Annotated in this window: 17 protein-coding genes; 6 read left to right on the top strand and 11 right to left on the bottom strand. The window is 51.4% G+C overall.

The window, feature by feature from the left end; all coding sequences use genetic code 11:
• The first annotated feature begins 12 nt into the window (after positions 1-12).
• The 3 genes from oppC to oppF are packed head-to-tail and all read left to right on the top strand — an operon-like array spanning position 13 to position 2944.
• Positions 13-921 (top strand): oligopeptide ABC transporter permease OppC, encoded by a 909-nt coding sequence (oppC, locus tag PAT9B_RS10990; RefSeq protein ID WP_013509341.1) that lies wholly within the window; start codon positions 13-15, stop codon positions 919-921.
• A gap of 11 nt (positions 922-932) precedes the next feature.
• On the top strand, positions 933-1946 hold the full coding sequence (locus PAT9B_RS10985) for an ABC transporter ATP-binding protein (protein ID WP_013509340.1): 1014 nt from the start codon (positions 933-935) through the stop codon (positions 1944-1946).
• Positions 1943-2944, top strand: a complete 1002-nt coding sequence (gene oppF / locus PAT9B_RS10980) for a murein tripeptide/oligopeptide ABC transporter ATP binding protein OppF (RefSeq protein ID WP_013509339.1) — start codon at positions 1943-1945, stop codon at positions 2942-2944. Before PAT9B_RS10985 ends, oppF begins: the two co-directional genes overlap by 4 nt.
• A gap of 45 nt (positions 2945-2989) precedes the next feature.
• Here the strand turns inward: oppF and PAT9B_RS10975 are convergent, their stop codons facing one another.
• Entirely contained in the window at positions 2990-3319 is a 330-nt protein-coding gene (locus PAT9B_RS10975; protein WP_013509338.1) for an HI1450 family dsDNA-mimic protein, read from the bottom strand.
• A 36-nt stretch (positions 3320-3355) separates the two neighbouring features.
• Complete coding sequence (gene cls, locus PAT9B_RS10970) at positions 3356-4816, bottom strand: cardiolipin synthase (protein WP_013509337.1); 1461 nt, start codon at positions 4814-4816, stop codon at positions 3356-3358.
• A 162-nt stretch (positions 4817-4978) separates the two neighbouring features.
• On the opposite strand from cls, the gene PAT9B_RS30600 reads away from it, so the two are divergent.
• Positions 4979-5152, top strand: coding sequence for a YciY family protein (locus PAT9B_RS30600; RefSeq protein WP_013509336.1), 174 nt, complete (start codon positions 4979-4981; stop codon positions 5150-5152).
• 16 nt (positions 5153-5168) lie between these two features.
• Here PAT9B_RS30600 and PAT9B_RS30920 read toward each other — a convergent pair whose 3' ends face one another.
• On the bottom strand, positions 5169-5339 hold the full coding sequence (locus tag PAT9B_RS30920) for a hypothetical protein (RefSeq protein WP_190274631.1): 171 nt from the start codon (positions 5337-5339) through the stop codon (positions 5169-5171).
• 203 nt (positions 5340-5542) lie between these two features.
• On the opposite strand from PAT9B_RS30920, the gene PAT9B_RS10965 reads away from it, so the two are divergent.
• Complete coding sequence (locus tag PAT9B_RS10965) at positions 5543-6736, top strand: site-specific integrase (RefSeq protein ID WP_013509335.1); 1194 nt, start codon at positions 5543-5545, stop codon at positions 6734-6736.
• Here PAT9B_RS10965 and PAT9B_RS10960 read toward each other — a convergent pair.
• The 3 genes from PAT9B_RS10960 to PAT9B_RS10950 are packed head-to-tail and all read right to left on the bottom strand — an operon-like array spanning position 6733 to position 9572.
• A complete protein-coding gene (locus PAT9B_RS10960) occupies positions 6733-6936 on the bottom strand; it encodes an AlpA family transcriptional regulator (protein ID WP_013509334.1) in 204 nt (67 codons plus the stop codon). The two genes, PAT9B_RS10965 and PAT9B_RS10960, sit on opposite strands and share 4 nt — an antisense overlap.
• 9 nt (positions 6937-6945) lie before the next feature.
• Positions 6946-8700, bottom strand: a complete 1755-nt coding sequence (locus tag PAT9B_RS10955) for a DNA cytosine methyltransferase (RefSeq protein WP_013509333.1) — start codon at positions 8698-8700, stop codon at positions 6946-6948.
• Positions 8697-9572 (bottom strand): phage N-6-adenine-methyltransferase, encoded by an 876-nt coding sequence (locus PAT9B_RS10950; RefSeq protein WP_013509332.1) that lies wholly within the window; start codon positions 9570-9572, stop codon positions 8697-8699. The genes PAT9B_RS10955 and PAT9B_RS10950 overlap by 4 nt, the downstream gene beginning before the upstream one ends.
• 51 nt (positions 9573-9623) lie before the next feature.
• Between PAT9B_RS10950 and PAT9B_RS10945 the strand changes: the two genes are divergently transcribed.
• Complete coding sequence (locus tag PAT9B_RS10945) at positions 9624-10232, top strand: hypothetical protein (protein ID WP_013509331.1); 609 nt, start codon at positions 9624-9626, stop codon at positions 10230-10232.
• 129 nt (positions 10233-10361) lie between these two features.
• Here the strand turns inward: PAT9B_RS10945 and PAT9B_RS10940 are convergent, their stop codons facing one another.
• The 5 genes from PAT9B_RS10940 to PAT9B_RS10910 form a co-directional block, all read right to left on the bottom strand.
• Positions 10362-10847, bottom strand: coding sequence for a hypothetical protein (locus PAT9B_RS10940; RefSeq protein WP_013509330.1), 486 nt, complete (start codon positions 10845-10847; stop codon positions 10362-10364).
• 843 nt (positions 10848-11690) lie between these two features.
• Entirely contained in the window at positions 11691-11933 is a 243-nt protein-coding gene (locus PAT9B_RS10925) for a DNA polymerase III subunit theta (protein ID WP_013509327.1), read from the bottom strand.
• A 93-nt stretch (positions 11934-12026) separates the two neighbouring features.
• On the bottom strand, positions 12027-12302 hold the full coding sequence (locus PAT9B_RS10920) for a hypothetical protein (protein WP_013509326.1): 276 nt from the start codon (positions 12300-12302) through the stop codon (positions 12027-12029).
• 111 nt (positions 12303-12413) lie between these two features.
• A complete protein-coding gene (locus PAT9B_RS10915) occupies positions 12414-12632 on the bottom strand; it encodes a helix-turn-helix transcriptional regulator (protein ID WP_013509325.1) in 219 nt (72 codons plus the stop codon).
• A complete protein-coding gene (locus PAT9B_RS10910; protein ID WP_013509324.1) occupies positions 12625-13164 on the bottom strand; it encodes a hypothetical protein in 540 nt (179 codons plus the stop codon). The genes PAT9B_RS10915 and PAT9B_RS10910 overlap by 8 nt, the downstream gene beginning before the upstream one ends.
• Positions 13165-13179 lie beyond the last annotated feature (15 nt).

Genomic DNA, 13179 nt, shown 5'->3' with positions numbered 1-13179 from the left:
CCGGAGTTCGCCATGATGTTAAGTAAGAAAAACAGCGAAGCTCTGGATGCCTTCAGTGAAAAGCTGGAAGTGGAAGGGCGCAGCCTGTGGCAGGATGCGCGCCGTCGCTTTATTCATAACCGTGCTGCGTTGTTCAGCCTGCTGGTATTGGTCCTGATCGCGTTGTTTGTCATTTTCGCGCCGATGCTGTCGCAATTCCGCTACGACGATACCGATTGGGGCATGATGTCGGCCCCGCCTGATACCTCGTCAGGCCACTGGTTTGGCACTGACTCTTCCGGGCGCGATTTGCTGGTGCGTGTGGCGATTGGTGGCCGTATCTCGCTGATGGTGGGCATTGCATCTGCACTGATTGCGGTGCTGGTCGGCACCTTATACGGTTCGGCTGCTGGCTATCTGGGGGGGAAAACCGACTCGGTGATGATGCGTATTCTGGAGATTCTCAACTCCTTCCCGTTTATGTTCTTCGTCATTCTGCTGGTGACCTTCTTTGGCCGTAACATCCTGTTGATTTTCGTCGCCATCGGTATGGTGTCCTGGCTGGACATGGCACGTATCGTGCGTGGGCAAACGCTGGGGCTGAAACGCAAAGAGTTTATTGAGGCGGCGCAGGTTGGCGGCGTATCGACCATGAATATCGTGCTGCGCCATATCGTGCCCAACGTTCTGGGTGTGGTGGTGGTGTATGCCTCATTGCTGGTGCCGAGCATGATCCTGTTCGAATCCTTTCTGAGCTTCCTGGGTCTGGGTACCCAGGAGCCGCTGAGCAGTTGGGGCGCATTATTAAGCGACGGGGCTAACTCAATGGAGGTCTCCCCGTGGTTGCTGATGTTCCCGGCGGGTTTCCTCGTGGTCACGTTGTTCTGTTTTAACTTTATCGGCGATGGCCTGCGTGATGCCCTCGACCCGAAAGATCGTTAAGGAGTTTCCCGATGACCATTCATGAATTTCAGCCAGCAATGGCGGCCCGTGCGGGAAGCAACCTGTTGTTAGATGTGAAAGACCTGCGCGTCACCTTTGGCACGCACGATGGTGATGTCACCGCCGTCAACGACCTCAATTTTTCGCTGCGTGCCGGTGAAACCTTGGGCATCGTGGGCGAGTCCGGCTCCGGTAAATCGCAGACCGCGTTTGCGCTGATGGGCTTGTTGGCGAAAAACGGTCGCATTGGTGGCTCGGCGAAATTTAACGGTCAGGAGATTCTCAACCTGCCGGAAAATACGTTGAACAAACTGCGTGCCGAGCAGATCGCGATGATTTTCCAGGATCCGATGACCTCGCTAAACCCGTATATGCGCGTCGGTGAGCAGCTGATGGAAGTGCTCAAGCTGCACAAAGGGATGAGCAACGCCCAGGCATTTGAAGAATCTGTGCGTATGCTGGATGCAGTGAAAATGCCGGAAGCGCGGAAGCGCATGAAAATGTATCCCCATGAATTCTCCGGTGGGATGCGCCAGCGCGTGATGATTGCGATGGCACTGCTGTGTCGCCCGAAATTATTGATTGCCGATGAACCCACCACGGCATTGGATGTGACGGTACAGGCACAAATCATGACGCTGCTGAACGAACTGAAGCGTGAGTTCAATACAGCGATCATCATGATTACGCACGATCTGGGCGTGGTCGCCGGGATCTGCGACAAGGTGCTGGTGATGTATGCCGGACGTACCATGGAGTATGGCCGGGCGCGTGATGTGTTCTATCAACCGGCGCATCCTTACTCCATCGGGCTGCTGAGCGCGGTACCGCGTCTCGATGCCGAAGGGGAGTCGCTGACGACGATTCCGGGTAATCCGCCCAACCTGCTGCGCCTGCCGCAGGGGTGTCCATTCCAGCCACGCTGTCCACATGCGATGGATGTCTGTGCCACAGCACCGGCATTGGAGCCTTTTGGTGAAGGTCGCTTGCGCGCCTGTTTCAAGCCGGTGGAGGAGTTAGTATGAACGCCGTAGCTGACAAGAAAGTGTTGCTCGAAATCGCCGATCTGAAAGTGCATTTCGATATCAAAGATGGCAAACAGTGGTTTTGGCAACCCGCCAAGACGCTGAAAGCGGTGGATGGTGTGAGCCTGCGCCTGTACGAGGGGGAAACCCTCGGCGTGGTGGGTGAATCGGGTTGCGGTAAATCAACGCTGGCCCGCGCGATTATCGGGCTGGTGAAAGCCACAGATGGTCGCGTGGCTTGGCTGGGGCGTGATTTACTCGGTCAGAGCCAGGAAGAGTGGCGCAAAGCGCGCAGTGATATCCAGATGATCTTCCAGGATCCGCTGGCGTCGCTCAACCCCCGTATGACCATCGGCGATATCATTGCCGAACCGCTACGTACCTATCATCCGAAGATGCCGCGTCAGGAAGTGAAGGATAAGGTTAAAAACATGATGATGAAGGTTGGGCTGTTGCCAAACCTCATCAACCGTTATCCGCATGAGTTTTCTGGCGGTCAGTGTCAGCGTATCGGCATTGCGCGCGCGTTGATCCTTGAGCCAAAACTGATCATCTGTGATGAGCCGGTTTCCGCGCTTGATGTGTCGATTCAGGCGCAGGTGGTGAACCTGTTGCAGCAGCTACAACGTGAGATGGGGCTGTCGCTGATTTTCATCGCGCACGACCTGGCGGTGGTCAAACACATCTCCGACCGCGTGCTGGTGATGTATCTCGGTCATGCGGTGGAGTTAGGGACGTATGATGCGGTGTACAACAATCCGCAGCATCCCTATACGCGTGCGCTGATGTCCGCGGTGCCCATTCCTGACCCGGATCTGGAGAAAAACAAACAGATTCAGTTGCTGGAAGGGGAATTGCCATCGCCGATCAATCCGCCATCAGGTTGCGTATTCCGCACCCGTTGCCCGATTGCCGGGCCGGAGTGTGCGAAAACGCGTCCCCTGCTGGAGGGCAGCTTCCGCCATGCGGTGTCCTGTCTGAAGGTCGACCCGCTGTAAAACAAAACGCCGGGCAAGTGCCCGGCGTTTATTGTAGCGCTACGATCATTCGCGCCAGAGAATATGACACAGCTTATGGTCTTTCTCACGGCACAGCAGAATACGCGCGAATACATCGGTAATCGGCTCACCATCGGCTTCACCGAGGCCAATCACCACCTCAGAGAAAAAGTCAGGGTTCAGGTCGAAATCGACATGCTCCTGCCAGTCTTCTGACGGATCGAACAGCTCTGCGCCACCGCGTTCCTCAAATTGCAGGTTGAACAAAATGATGTCTGCGGGATCGAGATTATCGCCTGCCAGCTCAAGAAAAATATCGTAAGCCTGTTCCAGCGTTTCATCTTCGGTAAGGCGATTATTTAAATCCATAGTCATTGGCGTGCCCTGCGGCGGTAAATATTTCCGCTCGTTTTACAGTAAAGGACTGAAGAAGTAAAACAGTCGTTCGACGATGCGTTGCCACCAGGCACGTTTTGCCCAGCGAGCGCCGTCCAGCAGGCGTGAACGCGCGATGTAATCATCCTGCACGCAGGCGAGATCGCTGCCAAATCCGGCGTCATCCACCACCAGGGTTATCTCAAAATTGAGCCACAAACTGCGCATATCCAGATTCACCGTGCCCACCAGACTGAGCTGACCATCAACCAGCACGCTTTTGGTATGCAGCAGACCATCTTCGAACTGATAAATCTTCACACCGGCTTCCAGTAGCTCGGTGAAGAAGGCGCGGCTGGCCCAGCCCACCAGCAACGAATCGTTATGGCGTGGCACCACAATGCTAACCTCAACACCGCGCAGAGCGGCGGTGCAGATGGCATGCAGCAGATCATCGCTGGGCACGAAGTACGGGGTGGTCATGATCAACTGATGGCGCGCCGAATAGACAGCGGTTAGCAACGCCTGATGAATCATATCCTCCGGGAAGCCAGGCCCCGAGGCGATCACCTGAATGGTATGGCCGCTCTCTTTCTCAAACGGCATGATATTGGTATCCGGCGCGGGTGGCAGGATGCGTTTGCCGGTTTCGATCTCCCAGTCACAGGAATAGACAATCCCCATGGTGGTCGCTACCGGGCCTTCCATACGCGCCATCACGTCAACCCATTGCCCGACGCCAGCGTCCTGTTTAAAGAAGCGTGGATCAACCAGGTTCATGCTGCCGGTGTAAGCAATGTAGTTATCGATCAACACCACTTTGCGATGCTGACGCAAATCCATGCGGCGCAGGAAGACACGCAACAGGCTGACCTGTAGCGCTTCCACCACGTCGATACCTGCATTGCGCATCATACCGACCCATGGGCTGCGGAAGAAGGCGACGCTGCCAGCGGAGTCGAGCATCAGGCGACAATGCACGCCACGGCGTGATGCGGCCATCAGCGACTCGGCCACCTCATCAGCCAGGCCTCCTGGCTGCCAGATATAAAACACCATCTCGATGTTATGCCGAGCCAACTGGATATCGCGGATCAGTGCATGCATCACATCGTCAGAGTTGGTTAGCAACTGGAGCTGGTTGCCTTTAACCCCGGCGATTCCCTGACGATGTTGGCAAAGCTGGAACAGCGATAGCGCCACGTCGCTATGTTCGGTGGCGAAGATATGGCGACACTGTTTCAGGTCGTTCAGCCATTTGGCGGTGGAGGGCCACATGGTACGGGCGCGTTCGGCGCGACGTTTGCCGAGATGCAGTTCACCAAATGACAAATACGCAATGATACCCACCAGCGGCAGAATGTAGATAATCAGCAACCAGGCCATCGCTGACGTGACAGCACGGCGCTTCATCAGAATACGCAGTGTCACCCCGGCAATAAGCAACCAGTAGCCAAACAGCAGCAACCAACTGATAAGGGTATAAAATGTGGTCATTAAGTGGACATCCCGTTCGCGCTTTGATGAGCAAAGTTTACGTGTTGCTGAACGGTAGCGAAACCTTTAATCATAACGGGGTAACGATAAGCGATTCGAATTGGCATTTTATAGCAGATCACTATAATGCGTGCCGGTGATTAGCCTGTCAGAGAGGATGTGATGAGACGAAGCAGAAATGAAGTGGCTCGCTGGAGAATGTTACGTCAGGTACAGCGTCGCCGTGCGCGCTGGCTGGAAGGGCAGTCACGACGTTACAAACGTATTCATGCTATTCGTCATCAGGTGGCACAGCAGCATCGCCGCTCCATCCTGTTTATCACCCAGAATACCTGAGATAAAAACGCGGCGTTTATGCGCCGCGCAGAACGAAGGTCAGGTTAACCATCTGGAGCGCTGCCGCCAGCACAATAAACATCACAATTTGCTGCCGTGCGCGACGCCAGCCCTGCTGACGCCATATCCAGAGTGCTCTGCCGAGCAGAAGGAAAACCACGACCAGCAGAGCCAGAGAACGCCACATATCAGAAAACGCGTTTGAAGAGTTCAACAAGGCGTAGCGTTAAATTACGCTTCGATTCGGTCTGTAACTTTTTATCCATTCTGATTCATGCCCTTGCTGATTTACGTGCCTCGAATTGATCCCTATTGTTACCTTTTGGGTATCTTTGTCCAACGCTTTTTGTGTACTCTTTTGTGCCCCAACCCCTAAAAAGTGTACCTGGAATGCTCACGGATACGAAACTCAGGAAGGCTCTCGGGCGTCCGATAGACGCGGAAGAAATTATATCTGATTCCCACGGACTGAATGCAAAAATCAGTAAGACGGGGAAAATCTCTTTCATCTACCGCTACCGCTGGCGTGACAAACCGGTAAAGCTGACCATCGGCAACTACCCGGCGATGTCGATCGCCCAGGCCAGGGAAAAACGGCAGACGCTTCGAAACTGGTTGGAAAACGGATTTGATCCGCGTGAAAAGCTCAAGTTGCAGTTGCTCGAGCGCACAGAGGCACTATCTGTCCGGGAAGCGTTTGAATATTGGACTGAACGTTACTGCATCCCCGCCGGAATGGTGAAAGTCGATTACAACTGGGGCATTTTCAACAAGCATATTGCTCCGGTGCTGGGTGACGTGAAGGTCGATAACACCAGCCGCGAAAACTGGGTGAACCTGTTCGACAGAATGGAAAGCCGTGTTATGGCACACCATATGTTCTCTCTGTGTAAACGCGCGTTCCGGTTCTGTCTCAACCGTGATGTCATCAAGGTTAACCCGCTGGAAAATCTTGTGCCCAGCGACGTCGGGCAGAAACCAAAAATTAAAGACAGGAAACTGAGCGCCGACGAACTGAGGACGGTCTATGACTGGTTGCGATTCCGGCAGGGGGCTGAGGCAAAATTTCTTGTTCGATTTATCATGCTGACTGGTTGCCGCACATCTGAAATCCGCCAGGCAACATGGGACTGGTTCGATCTGGAAAATCAGATCTGGACGATTCCGGCAACGCATTACAAAACACGAATGACCATCCGGCGAGCGTTAAGCCCGGCGGCAGTAAGGATGCTACAGGAAAGAAAGGATTCAGTGGATACCCGTCACGTTGTCACTTCTGCACGATCATTTCCAGACCGAGAGAAGGACCGGCCGTTAAACGGCCAGGTCGCGGCGAATTTTGCGAAAAGTATCAGGCAAGGGGCAAAAATGGAGGAATGGTCGCTCCACGACCTAAGGCGAACCTTTGCAACGATGATGTCGGAGCTGGGTTGCCCGCCTTATGTCGTAGAGAAGTTGCTCGGGCACCAGATGATCGGCGTAATGGCGCATTACAACCTGCACGATTACATGGATGACCAGAGACGCTGGGTGAAGGTATGGGAGGATAAACTGAGTGAGATTATGGGGGAGCAGTTCGGTTAATGCTTCTGGGATGTTTTGTCCTCCCACGCTTCAATGGTTGATGTGCGCCAGCGGTTAGGGTTACCCGGCAGGTCTGGCGCTGGAAAAGGGCATGCAAAGCCTTTCGGCATCTTTTCGCTATTGCGCCAGTGAAAGAGCGTTTTCCGCGATATTTTGAAGCGGTTAAGCACATCATTGGTCAGCATGTAGTGATCTTCCATAATTTCTCCTCAGGCAGCGGTAGTATTGCGGGTACACATTTCAGGCAGGTTGGCGCGAACCAGCGCCTCGGCAAACGGTGGCGGCACGGCGTTGCCACAGCGGGCAACCTGTTTGTCTTTGGCGTATTTCACGCCGCGATAATCGCAGTCGATGACATACCAGGATGGGAAGCCCTGGGCGGCGTAGAGTTCATGCGGTTGAAGCATCCGCATGCCGATATCGATGATCTGGTAATCGATACCTTCTACAGTCACCAGGCCGAAGCGGTCGTTGGTGGTGACTGTTCCCAACGGGTCGTTCAGGTCAACACCGCCTTTCTCATTGCCGTAATACTTCATCAGGAAGGCACGGACCTCGCCGAAATGATTGCCACCGGCGGTGACCGTTTGCAGCGGATCATCGGTTTTCTGACCAGTGTTGGTGCCGCGCATCTTTACCAGGTTGGAAGTGACCAGGGCATGGTGATCGGTGGTGGTTACGGTGTGTGCTGGCGCATCCACCGCCGCGCCGGGGCCGGTGTAATTACCGCCGAAGTGCTTCGCCAGAAAGGTGGTGACCAGCGCGCTTTTACCGCCGCCGCCAGCTGTAACTGTTCCCGCTGGTTCATCCATTACGTGGCCGATGCTGCTGCCGAACTGCCGGGAAACAAACGGTGATAGCTGTGCCTCAACAATTCCCAGTGCATGACCATTTCCGCCCGGGCGCTGTGATGCCCCAGCCGTGACGGTGGGCGCAGGCTCGGTAAGCTCCTGCCCTGTTGCGCCGGTCCGGAATTTAGTCAGATGTGGCGTGACAACTGCATAGCCGTGGGTTTGCGTGATGGTTTTCAGCGGTTCTTCCAGCGACTGCCCCCAGAAACAGTCATACTTCGTTCGGTTGCTGGTGTGGTTGCACTTCACGATGAACGGCGTCGGATTGTCTAACACAAAGCGCTGGATGCCGCGCGCGATGCGCTTCATCGTATTTTCTGCCAGCGGCTTGCTGCGCCCGAAAATACTGGGGCAGGGGATCGACCAGTCAATACACTCTGCTGCTGTGCGCCACGGCTTCAGATGTCCGGACTGAACCGGCAGACTTTTTGGATCTCCGTGCGTTGGCTGCGGCCACATTACCGGCTTCCCGTCGCAGCGCATTACCATGAAGAAGCGTTTGCGGATTGTCGGCGCGCCATAGTCGCAGGCGCGCAGCTCACGATGCTCGACGGCATAACCCAGCCCGGCCACCAGGCGGCGCGAGTCAGCACTGTGACGGTCAATATTCAGGAACTCGCACACTTCATCCAGTGCCGGATGATCAGCGGCAACGCCGGAGCTGAGCATGCCCACGAATGCGGCGAATGTTTCCCCCGCGCGCGCCAGGTCTGGCCGGTCCTCATCGGCAAGCAGCGGCCCCCAGGTTTTGAACTCTTCCACGTTTTCCAGCATCACAACGCGTGGCCGCTTCGCCAGCACCCAGCGGATCACAATCCACGCCAGCCCGCGAATCTCCTTTTTAACCGGCTTACTGCCTTTGGCTTTGCTGAAGTGGCGGCAGTCCGGCGAGAACCAGGCGAGACCGACCGGCGCGCCAGCGGTGGCTGCCAGCGGGTCGATATCGAACACCGATTCGCAGTAATGCAGGGTGTCGGGATGGTTGGTGGTGTGCATGGCGATTGCGTTGGGGTCGTGGTTAATAGCGATATCCACGCTGCGACCGGTAGCCATTTCAATTCCGGTGCTGGCTCCGCCGCCACCGGCAAAATTATCGACGATGATTTCCCTCATTGGGCGTGATCTCCGAATGTGGCTGTAAGTGATTGTGCTGCGGCAATGATTTCGGCTGATGGCTGGCGTTCCAGCAGCATGCGATTGATGTGGTGCTTCACCTTCCGCTGGTGGTCAGTGTCCAGGCTGGCGAGTTGAGGTAACTGCCCGGCCAGCAACTGAACTTCAGCAGGCCAGACGTTGTTATCTGTTTCCGGCACCACTGGTATTGATTGTGCTGCTGGAATCATCCGGGCTGCCGCCCGCTCGATGTGCGCTATCAACAATGATCCGCGTCTTTCCAGCTCGTAACGGCTGACATAATCGAACTTTGGACCGCGCCACGTCTTATCGAATACCGCGACGGCCGCGCCGAACCCGGCGGATGATTCTTCCGGCTGGCCCGGTTCTGGCCGATACCAGGTGGGCAGATCAAAACCTATTCGCCCGCGGATGAAGGCGATATGATCGGCATCTTCCGGCCACCATACCTCGCCGGTTGCTGCTTTGATGAGAAATACATAGCGACCGCCAGCCTCGCGCATCGCCAGTGTGTGGGCGATGATGTGGCGCATGCCGGTGATGTAATGCCCCTCATACTGGCTGGCGCGGCTGTAGGGTGGGTTGGCGTATGCCGCACCGTTCAATTCCGCCAAGCGCTGTGACCAGTCCTGCACCAGCGCGTTATCCTCGGCGGTGTAAAACGCATCGCATTTGGCATTGCTGGCGTCGGCAAACAAATCCAGCACGAACGGCCCGAACATTGAGTTGATACCCCACCAGAGCGGATCCGGCGTTCGCCACTGATCGCCTACCTGCTTGAGTTTGTGGGTAGACTTAGCGCGTAGCGCTTCCAGTGCAGTACTATACGGGTTTAGAATAGAATCTTTCATTTCTGATGCTCTCATACGTGAGTATTGAAAATAAAAGTTGATAGGAAAAATATGCACGAACAAACTTTCAATTTTCAGCCAGTAGTAACACTTTTAGCTGCATTTCTAGGGGCGTGGTTAGCAAATCGAAATTTCAATAAACAAAGGATGAGGGAAATAGAAAATTTAAAAGAAAATTTATTCGAAGAATTCAGAGACATTAGCTATGAACTAGGTCGGTCAATTGCGATCATGGTTGATACGTATGATGTTTTTAATTCAGGCATAGTCAATGATCCGTCGTTAGTTCGGTTGGCAAAGAATTTTGATCTATTCATAACAGATAAGGTTTTCGAAAAGGTTTATTCTGAATTGAATAGAAACCAGAGGCTTGATATTAAAACCCTGTTAGCAATGCAGGCTTTTCAAAATGAAAGATATTCTTTTTTGCTAGACCAAATAACAAATAAAGAGAAGCCGCTCACAACATGGAGAAGAAATGAGCTGATAGAGTTTTCAGGAGCAATCCTCGCTTATATAGCCACTTTCACTATAGCATATTACTATTGTAATGCTTTGAGCGAAAATCGATTAAATTACCAACAAACATCTGAAAAGGATGGGGCAGTTTTCAATAAGGTCATGGCTTCTCTAAAATTGGGTTTGAGAGTTCAAGAATAGTGTTTCATTTCGGTTTTAATCTTTATTATTTTTTGATGTTTTTCGTGGCAAAGTTAACCAGAATAAAACAAAAAACCTCACTAATAAATAAGATGCTGCACCTGAGATGCAGTGTCTTATTTTATTTTTTCAAGGTTTGTTTTTATCGTAATGAAGCGCTAAAGTTAATTGTGCAACTTCATCTTTAGTTGAGCTTCTAAAAGCCATTATTCCATGTAACATCTGCCCTGAAGCTACAACCTTTAGAAGTATCGAACCATATGAATTAAAACCTCGTTTTTTGGACTTACAGAGTAGTTGAAGATATCCATCTGAATACTCTCCTGTTACTTCATAAATTACCAATTCCTTGTTGGGGGTGTTTATGTGCAAAAATCCTTTAACCGAATGCGCACTCTGATTAATTGAAAGTACTGCAGGTTTTTCAATAATTATTTCAGAGGTGCCATCTGTAGCTTTTGCTTGTTCAGATATCCAACTCCCCGTTAAATCTGCGCCTCGATATACTACTCTTTGAAATTCAGGTTTGAAATGTTTGTCCCATAATACCTTTAAGAGAAATAGAATGGCGGTTGTCAATATGCCTGTAACTATACCAGTAACTATTTCGCTCACTATTTTTCTCCTCTGCTAATTGATGTATAAGAGCGGGTGGAATGATTTTTTTGATGAGCTACTTTAGCTTGACCTTAACAGAGAGGAAAGCAATAGGTAACATTTTTTTATTAATTCATTTTGGGTTTCCGGTTCATTGTTCATAGCTTCATACTTGTTTGCGTGAAATATGTTGTGTCTTACTCTAATGCAAATCATTAAGCATGTGGTCAATTTATCCTCTATGCTTTCCGATTGCGTTAAATATCTTGATAGTGTTCTAAAAGGGGAGTTTTCTTTATCTTGGCTCATCGTTAATGCATACAGTCTATGGTTTGCATCGTCAGGTTGTAAATATCTATTTTTGAAGTAAAGGAAAGTGTTTTCGATGAGTTCATCGCAATCGCTCTTTAATGAATGTAATATGTCGGAAGAGTAGTTTTCCGACTGTCTAAATTGTACATTACGGTTGAAAAATCTATCTTCCGAGTAGTAGAAAGCCATCACATATTTCATTGATGACTCTACAAGATCGTGAGGGAGATTTTGCTCAACACCTAATTCTTCCTGAATGAAATTGAAGTTCATTGCTATTAATCCTCTCGATAAAACTTATGCTTTCCCATCTTAAGCCAACCTAGTCTGAGCCTTCGTTTCTAAAATCTGACCATTCAGACCAGCAATTATCTGGACTAATGTCACGATAGCCACGACTCTCAGCCATCGCGAGGGCAATGTCGCTATCAACGTTGATAGCCGTAGCGTTATCTCTAATACTATTTACCTCATCCTCGGTCAACGGGCTTCCTTTCTCAGTCTCTTTACTTAGAAGCAATGCGATTAGGGGCGGTACAAAAACTATGCTCATTTGTCAGCGTCCTTCTGATAAACGGGGTCAGTACTGCGTGGGAGCTGCAACGCTACATTCCTGTAGTGCTGCAACCGCTCCTTAAAATACTCGTAAAGTTCTGCTGGCTGCTGCATCTCCACTTCCATCGGGATGACCGGCTGGTTAAGCCGCTCTTTGAAAGCGACGGCAGATGCGGCCAAATCGACGTTTATCTTATCGCGTTCTTCTCTGCTGCGTGCTGCTAAGTTGTGTGACATAGCGATATCTCCTTTGGGGAGTATATCGCAAACCAGTCTGTGGTGTGTAACCTAAACAGCTCCGCGAGCGGCTATAGACAAGCCGGGATGTAGTTATAGTTTGCTAATTACTCGGCGTTGGAAGATGAATGCAATGTCATTTTCTGCAATTAAAATAAATTCCTCATAAGGATTGTCAGCCAGAGATAGGTTTACTTTATCGCCGCTTTCAACTTCATTAAACAAGACTATTAATCCTGGTGAAGTAGGGATAGTTATTTCAAACAAAGAAATTAACATGGTAACATTATCATTAACAACAGAAGTGATATTTAGCTTTCCTGCAAAGGAGATCTCCCTTTCTTTATCGTAGCTAACAATTACGTCCATCTCTAACCTCGTTTTAAATAGAAAGTTCAATAGTTATTGAACTACTTTTTAGTTACGTAATTCACAGAATTTTGTCCTAAATAGCTTTGAGTTTTTTTGATGGTTTAGTGTTTACCATTCACATTGTCCCTTCTGGATAAACCCGATGGTGGACATATTGAACTTGGCAGCATACTTTTCGATCGTGCTGATGTAGGTGTGTTTGCTGTTCATCAACTGGCGTAGGGTGCTGGTCGAGACACCGCAGAACCAGGCGGTTTTCTTGATGGTCCATTTCCGCTCGCGCGCGATTTTGCGCACTGCCAGATTGAAGGAAAATTTGTCAGGCATAATCGCCACCTTTCAAATCATTGAAGCGCTGTAGAAACAGTACACGCGCCTGGCGGGGATTGAGCGGGGAGAGCAGAAAAGGTGCCGGTTCGATACCCTCCAGAATCGGCCACGCCGTACCGTCATCCAGATATAGATCACGGCGCTCGGTCGCCAGCATCACCAGATCAGCATGCTTAACCGCGGCGCTCATTTCCGCCGGAAACCCGAACTTACCGGCGATCACCTCTTCAACCGACTGGATAACGCGGCGGTAATCCGGCAACAGCTGTTTCAACGGTGCCGAGATGTCGTTGCAATAAGCCTCCGCCGCGTCGTGCAGCAGCGCCTCCAGCGCAAACTCGGTCGGTACCAGATAGCTGACGTGTACTGAGTGCTGCGCCACGCTGTAGAAGTCCTGAACGTGGCCGGTGAAACGGCAGAGGTTCGACAGCGCGCAGGCGATGTCATCGATGTTGATGGCATCTGGCGACAGGTTGAGGAAATCGAAGTGTTTGCCAGACTGCGTGATGATCCAGGTGTCACGACTCATTGTTAATCCTTAGAA

Source organism: Pantoea sp. At-9b (assembly GCF_000175935.2).
Classification (GTDB): Bacteria; Pseudomonadota; Gammaproteobacteria; order Enterobacterales; family Enterobacteriaceae; genus Pantoea.
Note: the sequence above shows the minus strand (reverse complement) of the source record. Positions and strands in the feature narration are given on the sequence as shown.